Annotated in this window: 23 protein-coding genes; 9 read left to right on the top strand and 14 right to left on the bottom strand. The window is 61.0% G+C overall.

Translation table 11 applies throughout. The features are described from left to right. Positions 1–418: 418 nt before the first annotated feature. Both ACZM22_RS06455 and ACZM22_RS06450 read right to left on the bottom strand, forming a co-directional pair. Entirely contained in the window at positions 419–838 is a 420-nt protein-coding gene (locus ACZM22_RS06455; RefSeq protein WP_489543476.1) for a PPC domain-containing DNA-binding protein, read from the bottom strand. Positions 839–922: 84 nt separating this feature from the next. After that, entirely contained in the window at positions 923–1,885 is a 963-nt protein-coding gene (locus tag ACZM22_RS06450; protein ID WP_489543475.1) for a nucleoside recognition domain-containing protein, read from the bottom strand. Between the two features lie 121 nt (positions 1,886–2,006). Here ACZM22_RS06450 and ACZM22_RS06445 point away from each other — a divergent pair, with 121 nt between their 5' ends. The 8 genes from ACZM22_RS06445 (at position 2,007) to ACZM22_RS06410 (ending at position 10,710) form a co-directional block, all read left to right on the top strand. Further along, positions 2,007–2,294, top strand: coding sequence for a YabP/YqfC family sporulation protein (locus tag ACZM22_RS06445; protein ID WP_489543474.1), 288 nt, complete (start codon positions 2,007–2,009; stop codon positions 2,292–2,294). A 9-nt stretch (positions 2,295–2,303) separates the two neighbouring features. Then, positions 2,304–3,500, top strand: a complete 1,197-nt coding sequence (locus ACZM22_RS06440) for a sporulation protein YqfD (RefSeq protein ID WP_489543473.1) — start codon at positions 2,304–2,306, stop codon at positions 3,498–3,500. 47 nt (positions 3,501–3,547) lie between these two features. After that, positions 3,548–4,504 (top strand): PhoH family protein, encoded by a 957-nt coding sequence (locus tag ACZM22_RS06435; RefSeq protein ID WP_483268113.1) that lies wholly within the window; start codon positions 3,548–3,550, stop codon positions 4,502–4,504. Further along, entirely contained in the window at positions 4,501–4,992 is a 492-nt protein-coding gene (gene ybeY / locus ACZM22_RS06430) for an rRNA maturation RNase YbeY (RefSeq protein ID WP_489543472.1), read from the top strand. The genes ACZM22_RS06435 and ybeY overlap by 4 nt, the downstream gene beginning before the upstream one ends. Before the next feature lie 43 nt (positions 4,993–5,035). Continuing rightward, complete coding sequence (gene era, locus ACZM22_RS06425) at positions 5,036–5,941, top strand: GTPase Era (protein ID WP_489543471.1); 906 nt, start codon at positions 5,036–5,038, stop codon at positions 5,939–5,941. A gap of 1,165 nt (positions 5,942–7,106) precedes the next feature. Next, positions 7,107–7,859 (top strand): DNA repair protein RecO, encoded by a 753-nt coding sequence (recO, locus tag ACZM22_RS06420; protein ID WP_489543470.1) that lies wholly within the window; start codon positions 7,107–7,109, stop codon positions 7,857–7,859. A gap of 10 nt (positions 7,860–7,869) precedes the next feature. Next, entirely contained in the window at positions 7,870–10,275 is a 2,406-nt protein-coding gene (locus ACZM22_RS06415) for an endonuclease MutS2 (protein WP_489543469.1), read from the top strand. Between the two features lie 171 nt (positions 10,276–10,446). Further along, complete coding sequence (locus ACZM22_RS06410; protein WP_489543468.1) at positions 10,447–10,710, top strand: HPr family phosphocarrier protein; 264 nt, start codon at positions 10,447–10,449, stop codon at positions 10,708–10,710. Positions 10,711–10,765: 55 nt separating this feature from the next. Here the strand turns inward: ACZM22_RS06410 and ACZM22_RS06405 are convergent, their stop codons facing one another. The 3 genes from ACZM22_RS06405 to ACZM22_RS06395 all read right to left on the bottom strand — a co-directional run bounded on the left by ACZM22_RS06405 (position 10,766) and on the right by ACZM22_RS06395 (position 13,119). Continuing rightward, the gene (locus ACZM22_RS06405) at positions 10,766–11,401 is read right to left on the bottom strand and encodes a hypothetical protein (RefSeq protein WP_489543467.1); all 636 of its coding nucleotides are present in this window, start codon (positions 11,399–11,401) and stop codon (positions 10,766–10,768) included. A gap of 282 nt (positions 11,402–11,683) precedes the next feature. Continuing rightward, positions 11,684–12,760 (bottom strand): IS30 family transposase, encoded by a 1,077-nt coding sequence (locus tag ACZM22_RS06400; RefSeq protein ID WP_489543466.1) that lies wholly within the window; start codon positions 12,758–12,760, stop codon positions 11,684–11,686. A gap of 110 nt (positions 12,761–12,870) precedes the next feature. After that, entirely contained in the window at positions 12,871–13,119 is a 249-nt protein-coding gene (locus ACZM22_RS06395) for a helix-turn-helix domain-containing protein (RefSeq protein ID WP_208319817.1), read from the bottom strand. A 122-nt stretch (positions 13,120–13,241) separates the two neighbouring features. Here ACZM22_RS06395 and ACZM22_RS06390 point away from each other — a divergent pair, with 122 nt between their 5' ends. Beyond that, on the top strand, positions 13,242–14,192 hold the full coding sequence (locus tag ACZM22_RS06390) for a hypothetical protein (RefSeq protein WP_489543465.1): 951 nt from the start codon (positions 13,242–13,244) through the stop codon (positions 14,190–14,192). Positions 14,193–14,248: 56 nt separating this feature from the next. Here ACZM22_RS06390 and ACZM22_RS06385 read toward each other — a convergent pair whose 3' ends face one another. From ACZM22_RS06385 to ACZM22_RS06345, 9 genes are all read right to left on the bottom strand, one after another. Then, the gene (locus ACZM22_RS06385; RefSeq protein ID WP_208319815.1) at positions 14,249–14,560 is read right to left on the bottom strand and encodes a hypothetical protein; all 312 of its coding nucleotides are present in this window, start codon (positions 14,558–14,560) and stop codon (positions 14,249–14,251) included. Between the two features lie 15 nt (positions 14,561–14,575). Next, on the bottom strand, positions 14,576–15,532 hold the full coding sequence (locus tag ACZM22_RS06380; RefSeq protein WP_489543464.1) for a CHAP and LysM peptidoglycan-binding domain-containing protein: 957 nt from the start codon (positions 15,530–15,532) through the stop codon (positions 14,576–14,578). Between the two features lie 16 nt (positions 15,533–15,548). Then, entirely contained in the window at positions 15,549–15,956 is a 408-nt protein-coding gene (locus tag ACZM22_RS06375) for a hypothetical protein (RefSeq protein ID WP_208319813.1), read from the bottom strand. A 12-nt stretch (positions 15,957–15,968) separates the two neighbouring features. After that, positions 15,969–16,280, bottom strand: coding sequence for a hypothetical protein (locus ACZM22_RS06370; protein ID WP_489543463.1), 312 nt, complete (start codon positions 16,278–16,280; stop codon positions 15,969–15,971). 74 nt (positions 16,281–16,354) lie between these two features. Then, on the bottom strand, positions 16,355–16,552 hold the full coding sequence (locus tag ACZM22_RS06365) for a hypothetical protein (protein ID WP_343120863.1): 198 nt from the start codon (positions 16,550–16,552) through the stop codon (positions 16,355–16,357). Further along, positions 16,545–16,715 (bottom strand): XkdX family protein, encoded by a 171-nt coding sequence (locus tag ACZM22_RS06360; protein WP_208319810.1) that lies wholly within the window; start codon positions 16,713–16,715, stop codon positions 16,545–16,547. The genes ACZM22_RS06365 and ACZM22_RS06360 overlap by 8 nt, the downstream gene beginning before the upstream one ends. Next, positions 16,715–17,101: a hypothetical protein gene (locus ACZM22_RS06355; RefSeq protein WP_489543462.1), complete on the bottom strand. Its 387-nt coding sequence runs from the start codon at positions 17,099–17,101 to the stop codon at positions 16,715–16,717. The genes ACZM22_RS06360 and ACZM22_RS06355 overlap by 1 nt, the downstream gene beginning before the upstream one ends. Positions 17,102–17,106: 5 nt before the next feature. Then, positions 17,107–17,526 carry a hypothetical protein gene (locus ACZM22_RS06350; protein ID WP_489543461.1) on the bottom strand — a complete coding sequence of 140 codons (420 nt, stop codon included), beginning with the start codon at positions 17,524–17,526 and terminating at the stop codon, positions 17,107–17,109. Further along, positions 17,523–18,674 carry an RNA-directed DNA polymerase gene (locus tag ACZM22_RS06345; protein WP_484424539.1) on the bottom strand — a complete coding sequence of 384 codons (1,152 nt, stop codon included), beginning with the start codon at positions 18,672–18,674 and terminating at the stop codon, positions 17,523–17,525. The genes ACZM22_RS06350 and ACZM22_RS06345 overlap by 4 nt, the downstream gene beginning before the upstream one ends.

The following is an 18,674-nucleotide window of genomic DNA, read 5'->3' as shown; positions in this document are numbered from 1 at the left end:
CGATATTAAAAAATTGGGCGGCCCAACGGGCCGCACCTACACTTGCCGCCGTTGGCGGCAAGTGCGCGATTTGATGATCGCCTGAAACCGGTAGAACCGCCGACTTCAGTTGCCCGCCACGTCAGCGGCAGCGAGGGTAGGCCCATGGCCGATTCCCTGCGGAACCTTTTCCCACTGCATCAAAAGCGACCAAAAGGAAATCCAAAAACCATTGGTTTTTGGCGGCGTTCTTTCCCCCATTTCTTCCGCCGCTGGAAGAAATGGGGCCGCCGGAGGCACAGGAGAAGAAAGCACTCTGCCGGCAGCAAAAAAAGAGTACGAACGAAAAGCGCAGCGTGGGGCACGTTCCACCGAAAGCGCAAAAAGCGGCGGGGCACAGCCCCGCCGCTTTCACCTCTCCGCAACCCGGAAAACCACCTTAAAACCGGAACACATTCAGCCCCGTTTCCTCGTCAAAAGTCCTGTCCACGCTGCCGTCGATCACGTGGATCACCATCTCGCAGGTCGCGCTCACAACGGCCTTGTTCAGATGCCCGCCGAACACCTCGCCCTTGTCGTTTCCTGCGCTCATGTGGATGTGCGTGTAAAATTCCCCGTCCATCGTGTTGATGGTGCCGGTCAGCGAAACGATCTCAAAATTGCCCTGAAACGTGTTGGCGTAGTACTTTTTCTCGTCAATTTTATACACGCCAACGGTGAAGTCATTGGTCGCGCCCAGCGCCGTGACGCTGGCCGATTTGATGCTCTCCTTCAACGCGATTTCTTTGATCTGCGCAAGGATCTCCTCGCCCTTATCCATTCTGGCGACGATGTCGCTGCCAAATCTTCTGTACTCCATATGCCTGCCCTCCTGTCAGAATCGGCTGTTGAGAAGCTCTGCCCTATGATACCACGATCCGCCGCAGCCGGCAAGACATGTGCGCTATATCACCCAGCTCCACACCGCTGCCGCCAGCACCGCCGAGACAGCACCCTGCATGGCTTTGGCCGGCAGATACCACCGCATGGAGATGCCGGAGCCGCCCAGCACCGCCGCCGTCTGACAGTGGACGCTGAGCCCGCCCCAGCCCAGCAGCGCCGCCGCCAGCACGAAGCCGCCGCGGTCCGGCGTCAGCCGCAGGATGCCGTTGGTCAGCTCCACGAGTCCCGCCGCCAGCGGCGGCAGTGGACCCAGAAAGCTTTCCGCCAGGCGCAGCAGTACCAGAAAGAAGATGACGAAGCCGCACACGCCCGCCATGGCTGTCACGCCGCCCCGTACCGCCCCGATCAACGCGGCAGGCGCGCTCAGAGGAGGCCGCTTTTGGGCCGTCGCCGAGGGGAAATTGCATGATGAAGCGGAAAACCGGAAAAATCCGGAAATATTCTGCTTCCTGATGTACTTCCTGATGAAGCAAAAAAGGAGGCCTGTGGCCGTAGCCGCGGCGGCGTGGATGAGATACAGCCACACCCCCGCACGGGAGCCCCGGAACACCCCGCTTCCGGCGATGCCCAGAATGAAGGCGGGCCCCGCGTTGTTGCAGAATGTCAGCAGCAGCGCTCCGTCCTCCGGCGTCAGGAGCCCCTGCCGCACAAGGCTTTCCGCCGTCTTTGCGCCCAGCGGATAGCCGCCGATGAGCCCCAGCAGATACGCGGCGGCGCCGGCGCCGTCCATGCCGAACAGCCGCCGGAACAGCGGCCCCGCCGCCCGGCCCAGCGCCTCCGCCGCGCCCAGCGATACCAGCAGCTGCGACGCCGCAAAAAAGGGAAACAGCGCCGGTATCACCGATGTGACGCAGAGGTCTATCCCATCCCGAACCCCTTGCGCCGCAGCGTCTCCGCGGATCAGGAGCAGGAGCGCCAGTATGGCTGCCGCCCCGCCGTACAGATAAAAAAGCGGTCGTTTCAATTTTATCACCGCTGTCACCTTATGCGAATTTCCCTGCGGGATATGCACGGGGACAGGCAACTTTGCCGTCCTGTGCGCATACATTTTTTTACCCACGGAACAGACAACGGAGGTGGAGCAGGTGGCAAAGATCGCCAAAAAGCTGTCGCAGGTCAGCCAGCAGGCCATGGACCGGCTGGATCTGCCGGTGAATCTGGCGTCCGGCGTGGCCCGCATGGAGCTGCTGGGCAACCGGTCGCTTTATATCGACCGGCACCGCGGCGTGCTGGCGTACAGCGCCGAGGCGGTGGACATCAACGCCGGAACGGTGGTGGTGCGGGTACAGGGAGAGGGGCTGGAGCTGGTGGTGATGACGGACGAGGAGCTGCGGATCAACGGCGTCATCCGGCAGCTCCGGCTGGTGGAGTAAGGAGCGGCCATGTATCGGAAAATGCTGAATTACCTGCGGGGGCAGGTAACGGTGGAGGTGGAGAGCGCCGCGCCGGAGCGGGTGCTGAACCTCTGCGCCGCCCACAACATCCCGTTCTGGGAGCTGGAGTGGCTGTCGGAGATCCGGCTGCGGGCTGTTACCAGCAGAGCCGCGCTGCCGCGGCTGCAGGCGGCGCTGGCCCAGACGGACGCGGCGGTGACGGTGCTGCGGCGGCAGGGTGCGCCGGAGGTGTGGCGGCAGTACCGGCGGCGCTACGTGCTGTGGGCCGCAGCGGGACTGCTGCTGGCGGCATCTGTGCTGGGCAGCACCCACATCTGGGACTTTCAGGTGACGGGCAACGACACCGTGCCCACGGAGACCATTCTGCGGACGCTGGAAAAGTACGGCGTGACGCTGGGCAGCCGCAGCCGCATCGACCAGGAGGACCTGCGGAACCACGCGCTGACGGACCTGCCGGACGTGGTGTGGCTGACGGTGAACATACGCGGCTGCACCGCCCACGTGCAGGTGGTGGAGCGTCAGCGGCCGCCGCACCTCTACACCGATGGGGAAAAGACCAACGTGGTGGCGGCACGGGACGGGCTGGTGACAAAGGTGCAGGCGCTGGACGGCCAGGCCCAGGTGCTGGCAGGTACCACCGTCACGGCGGGACAGGTGCTGATCTCCGGTGTGGTGGACTCCGACCGGCGGGGCTACCGGCTGCTCCACGGGCTGGGGCAGGTGTGGGCGCGGACATGGTACGAGATGTCCGTGTCCGTACCCCTGACGGTGCAGGAAAAGGAACGGGAGACGGGAGCTGTCACCCGATTGGCGCTGGACGTGGGAAGAAAGCGCATAAAAATCTACGGAAAGGGTAGCATGACCGGCCCCGATTGTGATAAAATGACCGTGTATCATCAGGCACGGCTGCCCTTTGGGCTGACACTGCCGGCGACGCTGGCGGTGGAGCGCACGGTGCGCTATGCCGCGGCGGAGACAGAGAGACCGGAGGCGGAGGCCCGGGCGGAGGGGGAGGCGCAGCTGCTGAGGCAATTGCAGGCCATGCTGGATGCCGGCGAGGGTCATCTGCTGCGGCACAGCTTTGACGCCGCACGGCAGGGAAAATGGCTGGTGGTGACGCTCCGCGCGGAGTGTGAGGAACAGATCGGCGTATCATCGCCGCTATCGACCGATGGCGCCGAATAACGGCGGTATCGGAAATACACAGGATACAGGGAGGCAAAGACCCAACTATGGAACAACGCATCGGCATTGAACGGATGGAGGAGGCCATCAACCTGTTTGGCTCCTTCGATGAGAACATCCGCCTGTTGGAGACGGAATTTCAGGTACAGGTGGTGAACCGGGGCGGAGAGCTCGTGGTTTCCGGCGAACCGGAGAATGTGATGCTGGCGGTGAAGGCGGTGCAGGCGCTGCTGACGCTGTCCAACAAGGGCGAGAGCATCTCTGACCAGCATGTGCGCTACGTCATCGGGCTGGTACGGTCCGGTCAGTCCGAGCGCATCAGCGAGCTGACGCAGGACGTCATCTGCATCACCAGCAAGGGCCGCCCCGTGAAGCCCAAGACCATCGGCCAGAAGGAGTACGTCAACGCGATCCTGAAGCAGACCGTCACCATCGGCGTGGGTCCCGCCGGTACGGGAAAGACGTATCTGGCGGTGGCGGCGGCGGTGGCCGCCTTCCGGGACAAGCAGGTGAACCGCATCATCCTGACGCGGCCCGCCGTGGAGGCCGGCGAGCGGCTGGGCTTTCTGCCCGGCGATTTACAGAGCAAGGTAGATCCCTACCTGCGGCCGCTGTACGACGCGCTGTTTGACATGCTGGGCGCGGAGACGTATCAGAAATATCTGGAGCGGGGCAACATCGAGGTGGCGCCGCTGGCCTATATGCGCGGCCGGACGCTGGATGACAGCTTTATCATTCTGGACGAGGCCCAGAACACCAGCCGCGAGCAGATGAAAATGTTCCTGACCCGTATGGGCTTTGGCTCCAAGGTGGTCATCACCGGCGACGTGACCCAGATCGACCTGCCCGCCGACAAGATCAGCGGCCTGAAGGAGGCCATGAAGGTGCTGCGGGATGTGGAGGGCGTGGCCATCTGCAAGCTCACCAAGGAGGACGTGGTGCGCCACGTCATGGTGCAGCGTATCATCGAGGCTTACGCGAAATTTGAGGAGAAAAAGAAATGAAACGACACTATATCCCTGTGACGGCGGACGTGCCGGGGGTCAGCGACAGCACAAAGAGCTTCCTGAGGAAGGTCATCCGCACGGCCCTGACGGAGCAGGGCGTGAACGTGCCCTGCGAGGTGGACGTATATGTCACCGGCGATGCGGGCATACAGGAATTGAACCGCGAGATGCGGCAGGTGGACAGGCCCACGGATGTGCTGAGTTTTCCGGCGCTGGAGCTGGCGGAGGGCGAACTGCCCGCGGAGGAGGATGCGGACGTGGCCACCGGCTTCGCGCCGCTGGGCGACATGGCCATCTCGCTGGAGCGGGTGAAGGCGCAGGCCAAGGAGTACGGCCACAGCAACCGGCGGGAGCTGGCGTACCTGGCGGTACACTCGGTGCTGCACCTGCTGGGCTACGACCACATGGACGAGGGACCGCAAAAGGCGCGGATGCGGGCGCGGGAGGAGACCGTCATGGCCGTCCTGGGTCTGGAACGGAAATGAATATACAAAAATGCTCAAATGAAAGGAAGTTGAGGATCACCTGATGGAAAAAATTACGAAAACGGCGATGATCACCGTATGCGGACGGCCCAATGTGGGCAAGTCCAGTCTGACCAACGCGCTGGTGGGCGAGAAGATCGCCATCGTGTCGGACAAGCCCCAGACCACCCGCAACCGCATTTACGGCGTGGTGAACCGGGACGGCACCCAGTACGTGCTGCTGGACACCCCGGGCCTGCACAAGCCCCGCAGCCGTCTGGGCGACTACATGGTGAAGGTGGTGCGGGAGAGCCTGAGCGACGTGGAGTGCGCGCTGCTGCTGGTGGAGCCCATCGCCCATGTGGGAGAACCGGAGCGGGTGCTGCTCCAGCGTATTCAGGAGGAGCATCTGCCCTGCGTGCTGTGTATCAACAAGATCGACACGGTGGAGAAGAAGGAGGCGCTGCTGGAGGTCATCGCGGCGTACAGTGAGGCGTATGACGGCTTCGATGCCATCATCCCCATCTCCGCACGGACAGGGGACGGGCTGGATGACCTGATGGCCCAGCTGGCCAAGTACGCACAGGAGGGACCCCAGCTGTTCCCCGATGGCATGACCACCGATCAGGCGGACAGCCAGGTGTGCGCCGAGATCGTGCGGGAGAAGATGCTGCGGTGTCTGGACAAGGAGATCCCCCACGGCACGGCGGTGGAGGTGACGCGGTTCTCCGAGCGGGAGGACAGCGGCATTATCGACCTGGACGTGACCATCTACTGCGAGAAGGCCAGCCACAAGGGCATTATCATCGGCAAGGGCGGCGAGATGCTCAAGCGCATCAGCTCCCTGGCGCGGCGGGACATCGAGAAGTTCATGGGTACCAAGGTGTACATGGAGACGTGGGTAAAGGTCAAGGAAAACTGGCGGGACAATGTGAATTTTATCCGCAGCCAGGGGTATAACGAGGAGTGAGCCTTTTGGCACAGATGCTGTCGGCCAGTTTTCCTGTCCGCCGCAGCGGACCGCCGCGAGTGCGGCGTGAATTCGCAGAATTCCGCAGGCGGGATTCATTCCCGCCGTGAAGCGGTGAAATGACGGGGTTCCCGCCCGATGGGGCATCGGGTGGGGGGCAAACTGGCGGGACAATGTGAATTTTATCCGCAGCCAAGGGTATAACGAGGAGTGAGAGAGGCCGCGCCTGCGGGCCTCCGGCAGAGAGGGTTCCGCGCCCTCGGACGCGGGGATATTTCGCTCTCCGGAGCGACCCACTTTTGCCAACAGCGGCAAAAGTGGGCAAAAGCGCCGCCAAAAACCAATGGTTTTTGGATTTCCTTTGTGCCGGTTTCAATGCGGCGGGAAAAGGTTCTGCATGGAATTGACCATGGGTCTACCCTCGCTGCCGCTGACGTGGTAGGCAGGGAAAGTCGGTGGGTCTACCGATATAGGCGATTATCAAATCGCGCACTTGCCGCCGCTGGCAGCAAGTGCAGGTGCGGCCAGTTGGGCCGCGGAATATAAAAAATACGCGCTGCTACGAAGCGCATTTTGTAAAACGGTATGCCAACACGCCGCCGCAAAGCCGATAAACCAGCGCATCGCCGCGCGGAACACGGGAGCGGCAGCGGGGAGAGACGTACAAGCGATTCGTTGTACGACGATCAGCATATATTTTGGCTTTCGCGGGGTACGCGGCCATATTTTTCGACATGGTCAGGCGCGCAGGAAGGCTTGAAACCTGCGGTTTCAAGCAGACCTTTTGGTCACTTTTGGGGCTGCGGCCAAAAGTGACCCGCGCTCGGGGGCGCGGAACATTCCCCGCCGGAGGCATGCAAGGAAAAAGTCGGCAGGTCGCTGCGGCCAAAAGTGACCCGCGCCCGGAAGGACGGAATATTCCCTTCGGAAAAAGAATCGCGGCCCGTCGGGGACGCCGACCCCTGCAATGTGCGGGAACGGAGCCGCGGCGAAACGAACGCGGGCGGGGCAGAACCTCTGTGCGGCAAACTTTCCCTGCGATAATTTGAGGCCAGACCTCCATGCTAAGAGCAGGGGAGGTGACGGCCATGGACTACTGGGAGCTGTTCTGCGACACCGGTGCGCCGGAGGCGTATCTGCTGTGGCGCGGCCAACAGGAGGCAGTATGCAAAACGGAAAAACAGTGACCACCGGTCTGGTGCTGCGGGTCACGGAGACAAAGGAAGCCGACAAGATCCTGACGGTGCTGACGCCGGACATGGGGAAGATCCCCCTGATCGCACGGGGCGCGCGGCGGAAAAACAGCCGTATTGCCGCCGCCAGCCAGCTGCTGGCGTATTCGGAGCTGACGCTGTATAAGCGGGGAAACTGGCATATGCTGGACGAGGCATCCACACTGGAGCTGTTCGACGGCGTGCGGCAGGACATCGTGCTTTTATCGCTGGCGTCCTACTTCGCGGAGGCGGCGGAGGCGGTGTGCGCCGAGGAGACGACATCGCCGGAGATCCTGTCGCTGCTGCTGAACGCGCTGTACGCCCTGTGCTATCTGCACAAGGAGCCGCGGCTGGTGAAGGCGGCGTTCCAGTTCCGGCTCATGGCGCTGGCGGGGTTTGAGCCGCTGGCGTCAGGGTGCGCCGTGTGCGGCAGGGAGGAGCCGGAAGCTCCCATGCTGGACGTGGTACACGGCGTGGTACACTGCGGCGGGTGCAAGCGGTCGGGCGGCCTGAGTATGCCGCTGACGGCGGCGGGTCTGGCGGCGCTGCGGCACGTGCTGTACTGCGACAGCCGGAGACTGTACGGCTTTACGCTGGAACCGGAGGCGCTGCGGGAGCTGGACCACGCCGGTGAGGCGTTTATTGCCGGACAGCTGGAGCGGAGCTTCCGGACATTGGACTACTACAAATCCCTTTTGATATGAGGACATACATATGAGCGACTTATTTGAAAAATCCATGCGGACGCTGGAGCTGCCCGCCGTGCTGGAGATGCTGGCTCAGCGGGCCGTCAGCGATGAGGCCAAGGAGCGGTGCCGCAGGCTGCGGCCCTCCACGGAGCCGGATGCGGTCAGCCGCCTGCTGGATGAGACGGACGCCGCCAAGGTGCGGCTGGGGCTCCACGGCAGCCCGTCCTTCACCGGCGTGAAGGATGTGGCGCAGCCGCTGAACCGCGCCGACCACGGCGGTATGCTGAACACACGGGAGCTGCTGGATATTGCCGGCGTGCTGACAGCCACGCGGCGGGTCAGCGACTACGATGCGGAGCGGCAGGGGGAACCCACGGCCATCGACCGGCTGTTCTCCGCCCTGCGGCCCAATAAATATCTGGAGGACCGCATCCGCGGGGCTATCCTGGACGAGGAGACCATCGCCGACACTGCCAGCCCCGAGCTGGCGGACATCCGGCGGCAGATGCGGGTAGCGGCCACCAAGGGCCGCCAGATCCTGCAGCGCATCATCTCCTCGCCATCCTATGCCAAGGTGCTGCAGGAGGCCCTCATCACCCAGCGGGACGGCCGATTTGTGGTGCCGGTGAAGGCGGAGTGCAAGGGCAGTCTGCCGGGCCTTGTCCACGATGTATCCTCCTCCGGCGCCACGCTGTTTGTGGAGCCCATGGGCGTGGTGCAGGCCAACAACGAGATGAAGGAGCTGGAGGCCAAGGAGGACAAGGAGATCGATCGCATCCTGCGGGTCCTCAGCGGTGAGTGCGCCGCGGCGCGGGAGACCATCCTCTACAACTACGATGTGCTGGTGCAGCTGGACGCTATTTTTGCCAGAGCACAGCTGAGCTATGCCATGAACGCGGGGCGGCCGCTGGTGCGCAAACGCGGCGGCATCGACCTGAAAAAGGCGAGGCATCCCCTGCTGGATCAGGCCAGAGCCGTGCCGGTGACGGTGGAGCTGGGCGGGCGGTTCGACACGCTGGTCATCACCGGTCCCAACACCGGCGGCAAGACCGTGACGCTTAAGACCATCGGGCTTCTGAGCCTCATGGCCCAGTGCGGCCTCCACATCCCCGCAGGGGACCAGAGCGCTGTGCAGGTGTTTGACCGCATTCTGGCGGACGTGGGCGATGAGCAGAGCATCGAGCAGAGCCTGTCCACGTTCTCGGCCCACATGGCCAACACTGTGGAGATCCTGAAGCAGGCGGATGACCGGAGCCTGATCCTGTTCGACGAGCTGGGCGCGGGTACAGATCCCGTGGAGGGCGCGGCGCTGGCCATCGCCATCATCCAGGACGTGCGAGGCAAGGGGGCGCTGACGGCGGCTACCACCCACTATGCGGAGCTGAAAACCTTCGCCATGACTACGGCGGGGGTGGAGAATGCCAGCTGCGAGTTTGACGTGCAGACCCTGCGGCCCACGTACCGGCTGCTTATCGGCATTCCGGGCAAGTCCAACGCCTTCGCCATCTCGCGGCGGCTGGGATTGGACGAGAGCGTCATCGAGGCCGCCAAGGCCCAGATGGACAGCGAATCCGTGCGGTTCGAGGATGTACTGACCCAGCTGGAGGAGAAGCGCCAGCGGCTGGAGAAGGCTCAGAACGAGGCGGACCGCTTGTGGCAGCAGCGGGAGGAGGATGCCCGCAAGGCCCGCACCTTCCGCGAGCAGATGGAGAAGGCCAAGGAGAACGCCCGCACCAAGGGCGAGGCCGAGGCACGGCGCATCGTGCGGCAGGCTCAGCAGCAGGCGGATCAGGTGTTCGCCGAGCTGGATCAGCTCCGGAAACAGCAGCAGCGCGCCGACTATCAGACCGTGAACGACGGCAAGGCCGATGTGCGCCGCCGCCTGAAGGAGGCGGAGGCGGCGCTGCATCAGCATGACGAGGCGGCAGAGCCTATCCCCGCGCCCAGCCGCCCCATCGCCGCGGGCGACACGGTGGAGCTGGCCGGTGTCCGGACGGCGGCTGCGGTACTGACGGTCAACGGCGACGGCACCCTGCTTTTGCAGGCGGGGAAGATGAAGATGACCGTGAAGGCGTCCCAGGTGCGGCTGCTGGAGACGGCGGAGGAGATCGCCGAGAAGAAAAAGCAGGCGGCCAAGTCCCGCGCCGGCGGCAGCGGCGGCACGGTGCAGATCAGCACCGGCGCACGGGCCTCCGCCGAGCTGGACATCCGAGGGCTGGAAACGCTGGAGGCCGAGAGCGTGGTGGAGAACTATCTGGACGCGGCGCAGCGCTCCAAGCTGGGCACCGTCACCATTATCCACGGCAAGGGCACCGGCGCACTGCGTGCCGCCGTACACCAGATGCTGAAGAAGAACAGGGCCGTCAAGAGCTTCCGCCTGGGCCGCTACGGCGAGGGCGAGGCCGGGGTGACAGTGGTGGAGCTGAAGTAAGGCGGAGAGTTTGTATAATTCGACGAATTATTCAGGGAATTCCACAGGGGGTGGTACAAATTTCGTATCAATGCCCATTGAAATGGAGCGGTATTTTCGCTATAATAAACACGATAGGAGTTATGTTTTTCACCATTTCGGAAAAAATTGTGGTATAAGGAGTGCTATTCCATGTATACACGGGAAATCACTGTCAAGAATGAAGTCGGTCTGCACGCCAGACCCGCTACCTACTTTATCCAGAAGGCCAACGAGTTCAAGAGCGGCATCTGGGTGGAGAAGGAGGAGCGCCGCGTCAATGCCAAGAGCCTGCTGGGCGTGCTGAGCCTGGGTATCGTGCAGGACACTGCCATTACGCTGATCGCGGACGGTGTCGATGAGAAGGAGGCCGTGGACGCACTGGTCGACCTGATCGAGAACCAGATCGGCGAATAAAGCTGTCAGACTATGAAAAACCGGAGCAGGCGTAAACCTGCTCCCAACATAAGATTCATTTGTGATTACAATGACGGCTGAAACATTCATTGATAGTTTCAGCATAAAGAGAACGGGAATGCTTGTCAGAATTATCGTTAGAGTTTTTCTTTTCAAGATATACTTCCAACACCTCATCCCAATGACCGTTAGTTTTTAAGTAATCGGCTCTGGACTCGAGTTCTTTATATGGTTGCGTTTGAAATTCCCACGAAAAGTAATTGCGTACTTTGTTGAAGCGAATATATTGCTGGCCGTCTTGTCCTTCGTAGACAACCGCAAAATCACAACTGTGAGTAATTCGCGAATGCCAAGGATCAACGGCTTTCATTGAAATTACCCGTGTGGATTGCTCACATTTGGTATAAGCGTAATCTCTCATAAAATGCGAGAAGGCTTCATGCAGAATTGTTCTTATCTCCTCCGGTGAGTAATCTTCATTATCGTCATTTACAGCAATGTTGACATCGAAATCGAAACCAACATTAGTCGTGGGATCATAGGTAATCATATTACGACTTGAACTACCGATAAATGTAAACTGAAAAGTGAACTTATCTCTGACATAATCCTGTACTCTGTTGAGGAGTTCAATAAGCTGGGACTTGTATGGCGCGGCTTCTTTTTTGGAAACGTACTCAAAGTGATACATTTTCATTACCTCCTAAAAATAATCCCATGCCACCCATTCAGCATTTCTTGCTAAATCATTGTAATATACTCGAGAATGATGCCATTGTCAATACTTTCGGGCAAAAAAGAAGTGGATGAAAAAGTCAAGCAAAAAATGCCGTGCTTTTTCAACAAACTATTCTGCGTTATTTTGTACATTTTGGGCAGCGCGAAAAGGCCACCCGCCAAAGTCCCGCCGGTAGCCTATGCTTTATCGTGTTATTTCCGTGCTATTTTCGTGTGTTATGCGTGCGTTTTTCTCTTAAATATGAACGGACGGGAGCAGCACGCCCTCCGCCGCCATCCACTCGGCCAGCGCCGTGTTCGCACAGCGCCCGCCTAAAACCATTCGCGGGTAGTTGTTCATCCAGATTTGGATTTGCTTGATCTCCGCCTGCGATACCTCGGAGAGCTTCGTCCCTTTCGGGAGCCACCGCCGAATAAGGCTGTTCGCGTTCTCGTTGCTGCCTCGCTCGAAGGCGCTGTACGGATGGCAATAGTATATGTGCGTCCGCGCCCGCTTCGTCAGGCAGGACCGCTCCATGCCCTCGCAGTCTGCGAACTCGCTGCCATTGTCCACGGTGATCGTGCGGAATATCCGGCGGAACATCCGCGACCCCAGCTTCCTTTCCAGCCTGTCCAGCGACCGGACGACGCTCTGAGTAGTGCCGTCCGGCATTTTTATGATGATCTCCTGGCGGAACATCCGCTCCGTCAGCACCAGGAGCCGGGCCGCGTCCTTCTTGCAGGATACCACCGTGTCCATCTCCCAGTCTCCGGGCATCGCTCGTTCCGCGATCTCCTCCGGGCGGTCTTCGATGCTGTCGCCCTGTGGAAGGTGCGCGGCCCGGACCTTCCGATATCCCTTGTTTTTCTTCTTCCCCTTGCGCGGCAGGTTCTTGTTCGTCACGCCCAGGAACACGCCCTTGGTGATGTAGGAATACAGCGTCCACTTGGAGAGCGTCACGGAGAAGGTCAGCCGTTCCTCCTTGATCTTCAACAGGACCGCCTCCGGCGAATACCGTTCCTCCACGATCTTCTGCTCGATGTATGCCGCCAGCTTGTAGTCGTTGCCCAGTTTCAGCGCCGGACCCTTGGCCGCGAGGTTGGCCCGGTACTTGTTCTCCGCCACGTCCGGGCAGTAGATTTCCCGGTCGATCAGCTCCGTCGTGCGCTGGACCGTCTTTCCGCGCTTGATCTCCCGGTAGATGGTGGTACTGTCCACGTGCAGCGCCGCCGCGATCTCCTTTACCTTGTGGCCTTCCTTCAACATTCTTTCAATTTTCAGCCGGTCCTTCCACCGCAGATGGGAAAATCTCCGTCCTTTTTCGCTGCTCATTGTGGGCACTCCCTTCTTTTTTCGGGGATAATAACCCATAAAAGCGCAGAATGTCAAGCGCTCAGAGCGCCGCAAAAAGAAATGCCGTAGGCTTAAAGCCTACGGCATAATTATTTTTCTTCCTCGTCCATCAACCAGTCCGAGGTGACGCCCAGTACCTCCGCCAGGGCGCGCAGCTCGTAGTCCTGCACCATGCGGCTCCCACTTTCGATGCGGCTTATGGCGTCCTGTTCCAGGATAACGCCCGTGGTCTGCACCTTCGCCGCCAAGTCCGCCTGTGTCATACGCTTCTTCGTTCTCATTTGCCGGACCCGCTCGCCAGATACATTTCGCCGTCCGTCCAGATTGATGATCTTCAAGTGTTCGCCTCTCCTCGCTATGTGATATTCCCATATTTTATTTGACTTTACCATATTCTCTGATATTCTTATGGTAATATCCCATAAATGCGCAAAAATATAAAAAATGTGGAGGGGAGAACATGGGCCTATTCTCATTTCGTAAGCCCCCGGCGCGTGTCAACAGTTCCGGCAGCGTCCCACACACCGCCGATCTGCTGTATCCCGCCGTGCTTCCGGCCTTTTCAGAGATCGCGGCAGGCGAGCACCGCGACCCCAGGGCGGTTTTCTACACCATCCGCTTCATGGACCCACAGCGCTCACGCCCATTCACGCCGGATGTGCTGGACGCCTCAGACTTCGGCAGTAAGGCAGAGGTCCGGCGCGTTCTGGTCCGACGTGGCTTCGTGCAGAACGCAGACGCAGGTCAGACGCTTTCCGTGCTCTACACGAAGGACGCCATGAAGGAGCTTCTGCGCAAGCGCGGCCTTTCGGTCGGCGGCACCAAGGAGCAGCAGGCCGCCCGGCTTCTGGCCGACGGCTTCCGTATCAGCCCCAGCCGCAGACTGTTGGAGTTGAGCGCCTCCGGTTCCGCGCTGATCGCGGCCCACGGCGTCAACCTGTCCGAGGCTATCCGCCGGGCCACGCTGGCTTTGAAGGAGCCGGACTACCCCGGAGCCGTCGCCGCATACCGTGACTATGACAGCCGGTGGGGCTATGTTCACCCCTCCGGCAAGACCCACACCATCTTCGCAAGCTATGATGTTCCATTCCACCGCCTTGACTTTCTCGCGGGCTACCCCATGCGTGAGCTGTGCAACTCCGAAAACTTCCGCCGTACCCTCCGGGCCTGCCTGATTGCCGGGCTGATGCGAGGGGAGCAGGAGCGCACGGAGCTTGCCTCCCGCTTCAAGGAGGTGTGCCAGGAGCAGATCGTGTGCCCCGGCATTGTGGACCTGTTCACCATGGACGACTTCGACGGCAGCACCGCCGCCGCGATGCGTGAAGCCATGGAGCAGAACGTCGCAGCGGACAGCGATTTCACTCTGGAATATTATATCTCGCACGTGCTGTACCTGAGCAGGCGCGCCTAAACAAAAATCCCCCGGCAGATGTCCGTTCTCTGGACCTCCGCCGGGGGATTTCTCACTTATTCGTTATTTTTCTTGATCTGACCGAGCGCTTCTTTCAGCTTGTCGAAGCCGAACATGGCAGCGTAGGCCACCGCGAAGCCCACCACAACGGCGGCGGCAACGTAATACCACATGACGGCGTAGCCCATGAAGGCCATATACCCGAAGAAGGCCACCAGCGTCAGCACCATGGCGACGATGATCGCCAGCAGGTTCGTGGGCATCTTCTCCCACGTGGCCCGTTTCAGGACCTCCACGATGATGTTGGTCAGTACGGTCAGCGCGCCGATGATGGCGACGATGGCCGAAATATTGAGCGTCAGTTCCATAAACGTCTTCCTCTCTTATTTGGCAGGCATCTTCAACACCTGCCCAACATGGATGATCTCGGAAGTCAGGCCGTTCAGGCGCATGATCTCCTTGTAGCGGCTCCCGCTTCCAAGATAGGTACTTGCCAGCGCCCACAGCGTATCCCCGCGAACGACGGTGTGCGTGCGCGTCCCGCCGGAGGCAGAGCCGCCGATGTCCGCCGCGTCCACCCAGCCGTACACGGTGCTTCCGCCGCCGCTCACGGCGACGAGGTGATACGGATGCTTCGCCTTGCCCGGCTGGTACACCTGCGTGACCTTGGCCTTGCCCGGCTTACAGGCCGTTCCGGTGGCCGCGTTTGCGTTGGTGTAGTGCTTCCCGCCGGTGAAGTTCACGATGTCTCCCACCTTGCAGGTGCCCGCTCCGGCATCGCTGGTCCCGCCGCTCTCTCCGCCGGTCGTCCCGGCGTCGGCCCCTGTGGCCTTGCTGGCGTACTTCGGCACGCCGTAGCCCCGGATATACCGGCCATTGACGGCGATATGGCGATACCCCACGGCGTCGCTCATGTTGCCCTCGATCACGGTGATGGTGCTGCCGTTCACCTCGGTCACGATGCCCACATGGTCCGCCGCCCCGGTGTCGTCCGTCGTGGCATAGTTCACACCGTCCTGCCAGTCGTAGAAGATGTAGTCGCCGGGCTTCGGCACATAGGCGTCGTTCTCCACCCACGCGCCCAGCTTCTTGAACAGGGCGATGTGCTTCTCACACCCGCACTCCGTCGGGATGATGTCGGTCAGCCCGGCGGCGATGGCGACGGCGGAAGCAAAGGTGCTGCACCATGCGTCCGTATACTTCACGGCGTAGCCCCTGGCAAGGGGCTTGTGGCTGTTGTACAGGTCGATGATCTTCCGGTGGCTCCCGTCCGCTTCCTTGCAGCCGAGATAGCTCACCGCGATCTTGACGACCTTCTGGCGTAACTGGTTTTCAGTCATTCCGTTTTTGCCCTCCTTACAGGTCGTTGCTTGGCTGGTCCGCCGTTTCCTCCTCCGCCGCCGGGGCGATGGGGTCCGGCTTATCCGGCCAGTGATTGTTCTTGCTCAGGTTTTCCAGGACGGATTTGATGGCGTATGCCAGCACCACGCCGATGATCTCCTTCACGGCCACCGACGACAGCGTTTCCGCGATCTGCTCCCGTCCCAGGTAGGCGAGGACATAGCTGCACCATATCCACGCAAACCCGTTTCCCAGGCATATCCAGACCACCTTTTTCATGGTCTCGGTCTTCTTCCCCTGATCGCCATTCAGCCGGAGGGCGCGCAGCCTGCGGCGCAGATGGCTGATCGTGCTGTTGCAGAGGAGAAGGCCCGCTCCCAGGCCAAAGAAAAAGGCGGCCATGACTACCCACACGTACTTCATGGCCCGCCCTCCTCACATACCGACTTGATGGAACACGAAGCCGATCACGATGCCGATAACGGCGGTGATGATGTAGCCCACGACCTTGCGCCACATTTCACCGTCCCGTCCTTCCAGCACTTCCAGGCGCTTGCCCTGCTTCTCCTGCTCCTTGACCATGTCCTCCACGCTGGTCGCCAACCGCTCCACCGAGCTCGTCAGCGCCCGCATTTCGCGCACGTTCTCCTCAAGCATTTCGATACGCTTGTCCTGCCTCTTGTTCTCCTCCGCCAGCCGGCGGCTGAACTCCTCGTGCTCTGCCCGTGAGATATAGGGGTCGTCCATATCGGCACCCTCCTTTCCTGGTTGTTGACGATACAGGGGAGGGCCGGGCAGCTATCCCACCCGGCCCCCGCCGATCATAGTTCTTCGCCCAGCGCCTCGTCCGGCCATTCTCCGCTTCCGATCAGCGCGGTATACCGCACCTTCACCCGGTCGATGTCCTCCGCCAGCGCAATGGCGTCGTGCTGCGCGAGGAGCTTCTGCTGCTCCGTGACGATCTTCGCAAGGTCGGTACAGATGCCGCACAGCTCCTCGATGATTTGGAGATTACTCACCGGCATAGACCTCGCCGGTGATCTCCTCGTACTGCTCGGCGCTGATTTTGCCGTTCTCCACGCGGCTCGCCAGCTCCGCCTTGACGCCAGCCTTGCGGGAAGCAGGCACCTCGGCCCACTTGCGCGTACCGGCCACCAGTCGATTAGCCCAAATAGCGTTCATCAGTTTTCACCTCCTCCGTTTGCAGCGCTGTCCAGCTCGCAAAGAGCTTCTTCCACCGCCGTCAGCCGCTCCTCCAAGGAGCTGTCCATATCGCACATGGCTTCCTCCATGGCGACGAAGGCGGCGTTGGTCGTTTCCTCGTTCTCGATGATGCGGGCGTGGTTACGGAACACATACTCCTCAGCCTCGCCCTCCTGTGCCAGCGCCTCCGGCGCGTCGGGGATGGCGGTGCCGCCGGGCAGGTTGTACACCTCGCCGCCCACGGCGATGCCGATGGCCTCAGCCTCCGCCGCCTCCACATAGGCCCCGGTCTCCTCGTTCCGCTTCACATAGCGGGGACGCTCACACAGGGCCAGCAGCTCGCCTTTGCTGATAATTGCATACATGGGTCTTACCTCCTCACTTTGATGTGCAACGCGTCCGCAAGCTCTTTCAGCTCCGGCACCGCCGCCGCGAAAAAGTCTTCGTTGAACAGAATGACCTCCACATCCTGCCGCAGGAAATGTGCCCACTTCCGTTCCAGCAGCTCGATCTCCTCCTCGGTGAAGCGCTGCTGCCGTCCGTTCTGGCCGGTCCGCACCCGCTGGGAGTACGCGATGGCCCAGGTCAGCTTCCCGCGTTCCAGCCCTTGCCCGTCGTCGTTGCGGGCGAAGTGCATCTTCGCGGCCTCGCTGGTCGCGTAGCAGATCGGTTTTCCCTCCGTGGTGATGATGAAGTCGCCCGCCGTCTCCATCTCCGTGCCATACGGGATGTTCACGGCCTCGCCGCAGGCGGCCAGCTTCTTGAACCTGTTGTGTGTGATGTACTTCATGCGCACATTTCCTCCTCAATGACGGCTCCGTGCCGCCGGTATATCCAGCCGCACCCGGTCCGTGTGGCTTTCATCGTGCACGGGAACGGCTTCCGCCGCCCGGCCAGTTCCTCAGCGAACATCCGCGTGAAGCGCTCGTCCATGGCGCGCAGCGTGTCGTAGCTGTTGCACCGCTTCGCGTGCGCTCTCCACGATTGATAGGACTGGAACACGTCCTCCGGTCCCATTCGGCCCTCGTCCATCCACCGCCGGAAAATATCCATCTTCCGCCGCATGGCACGGATGCTCTTGCGACTGAGCTTCATCACCACCTTGCCCGTCTCCGTCAGCGTCACCCGCATTTTCAGGAAGGTGAAGCTGTGGTGCCGGAACGGCGTGATGATGTTCTTCTTGTCGCTCATGGCGATGCCCAGCGCCTCAGCCAGGCGGTACAGGTTGCGCTTGATGTCTTCCAGTTCCTCCAAGGAATTGCTGATCACATACCCGTCGTCCATATACCGCCCGTACCCGTGGATGCCACGCACGTCCTTCACGTAATGGTCGATGGGGCTGGCGTAGTCAAGGGCGATGATCTGCGATACCTCGCTGCCCAGGCCCACGCCCCGGTGTGCTTCCTTGTCGGCGGTCTTCATCAGCCGGAAATCATCCACAAAGTCGCAGAACAATGTGTATAACCGGTCGTCCATGATCTTCTTCCGCGCCCGCCGCTTGATTTCCTCGTGCGGCAGGCTCCCGAAATAATTCTTGAAGTCGAACTGGTAGATACCGCCCTCAGTCCCATACCGCCGGTAATGGTCCTGCAGGTGCTTCCTGAGCCGCCGGAGCTGGAAGTCCATGCCCCGGTCTTTCAGGCTCGCGCTGTTGTCGTAGATGAAGCTCCTGGAATAAACCTCCGTCAGGAGGTTCTTGCACAGGCATTTTTGGATGGCCCGCTCCTGGATGGGCAGCGCGTCGATGTTCCGCACCTTCCCGTGCTCCACCGTCGCAAAGCTGTGGAAGCCCTTGAACACGCGCTTTCCGTAGTGCAGCGTGTCATAGGTCGCCTGTGCTTCGCCCAGCAGGTTCGTCTCGAAGTTGATGGTGGAGGTCTTCCACCGCGCTCCGTCACAGCAGCTCTTTCCGGCCTTGCAGATGTTCCCGAATGACAT

The sequence above is a fragment of the Vescimonas sp. genome (assembly GCF_057856985.1).
Note: the sequence above shows the minus strand (reverse complement) of the source record. Positions and strands in the feature narration are given on the sequence as shown.

What these genes read in the sequence shown, in the direction of transcription:
- ACZM22_RS06455 (WP_489543476.1), bottom strand. Translation starts at nt 838, where the DNA reads ATGGAGTACAGAAGATTTGGCAGCGACATCGTCGCCAGAATGGATAAG.
- ACZM22_RS06440 (WP_489543473.1), top strand. Translation starts at nt 2,304, where the DNA reads ATGTATCGGAAAATGCTGAATTACCTGCGGGGGCAGGTAACGGTGGAG.
- ACZM22_RS06435 (WP_483268113.1), top strand. Translation starts at nt 3,548, where the DNA reads ATGGAACAACGCATCGGCATTGAACGGATGGAGGAGGCCATCAACCTG.
- ybeY (WP_489543472.1), top strand. Translation starts at nt 4,501, where the DNA reads ATGAAACGACACTATATCCCTGTGACGGCGGACGTGCCGGGGGTCAGC.
- era (WP_489543471.1), top strand. Translation starts at nt 5,036, where the DNA reads ATGGAAAAAATTACGAAAACGGCGATGATCACCGTATGCGGACGGCCC.
- recO (WP_489543470.1), top strand. Translation starts at nt 7,107, where the DNA reads ATGCAAAACGGAAAAACAGTGACCACCGGTCTGGTGCTGCGGGTCACG.
- ACZM22_RS06415 (WP_489543469.1), top strand. Translation starts at nt 7,870, where the DNA reads ATGAGCGACTTATTTGAAAAATCCATGCGGACGCTGGAGCTGCCCGCC.
- ACZM22_RS06410 (WP_489543468.1), top strand. Translation starts at nt 10,447, where the DNA reads ATGTATACACGGGAAATCACTGTCAAGAATGAAGTCGGTCTGCACGCC.
- ACZM22_RS06405 (WP_489543467.1), bottom strand. Translation starts at nt 11,401, where the DNA reads ATGTATCACTTTGAGTACGTTTCCAAAAAAGAAGCCGCGCCATACAAG.
- ACZM22_RS06400 (WP_489543466.1), bottom strand. Translation starts at nt 12,760, where the DNA reads ATGAGCAGCGAAAAAGGACGGAGATTTTCCCATCTGCGGTGGAAGGAC.
- ACZM22_RS06390 (WP_489543465.1), top strand. Translation starts at nt 13,242, where the DNA reads ATGGGCCTATTCTCATTTCGTAAGCCCCCGGCGCGTGTCAACAGTTCC.
- ACZM22_RS06385 (WP_208319815.1), bottom strand. Translation starts at nt 14,560, where the DNA reads ATGGAACTGACGCTCAATATTTCGGCCATCGTCGCCATCATCGGCGCG.
- ACZM22_RS06380 (WP_489543464.1), bottom strand. Translation starts at nt 15,532, where the DNA reads ATGACTGAAAACCAGTTACGCCAGAAGGTCGTCAAGATCGCGGTGAGC.
- ACZM22_RS06375 (WP_208319813.1), bottom strand. Translation starts at nt 15,956, where the DNA reads ATGAAGTACGTGTGGGTAGTCATGGCCGCCTTTTTCTTTGGCCTGGGA.
- ACZM22_RS06370 (WP_489543463.1), bottom strand. Translation starts at nt 16,280, where the DNA reads ATGGACGACCCCTATATCTCACGGGCAGAGCACGAGGAGTTCAGCCGC.
- ACZM22_RS06360 (WP_208319810.1), bottom strand. Translation starts at nt 16,715, where the DNA reads ATGAACGCTATTTGGGCTAATCGACTGGTGGCCGGTACGCGCAAGTGG.
- ACZM22_RS06355 (WP_489543462.1), bottom strand. Translation starts at nt 17,101, where the DNA reads ATGTATGCAATTATCAGCAAAGGCGAGCTGCTGGCCCTGTGTGAGCGT.
- ACZM22_RS06350 (WP_489543461.1), bottom strand. Translation starts at nt 17,526, where the DNA reads ATGAAGTACATCACACACAACAGGTTCAAGAAGCTGGCCGCCTGCGGC.
- ACZM22_RS06345 (WP_484424539.1), bottom strand. Translation starts at nt 18,674, where the DNA reads ATGTCATTCGGGAACATCTGCAAGGCCGGAAAGAGCTGCTGTGACGGA.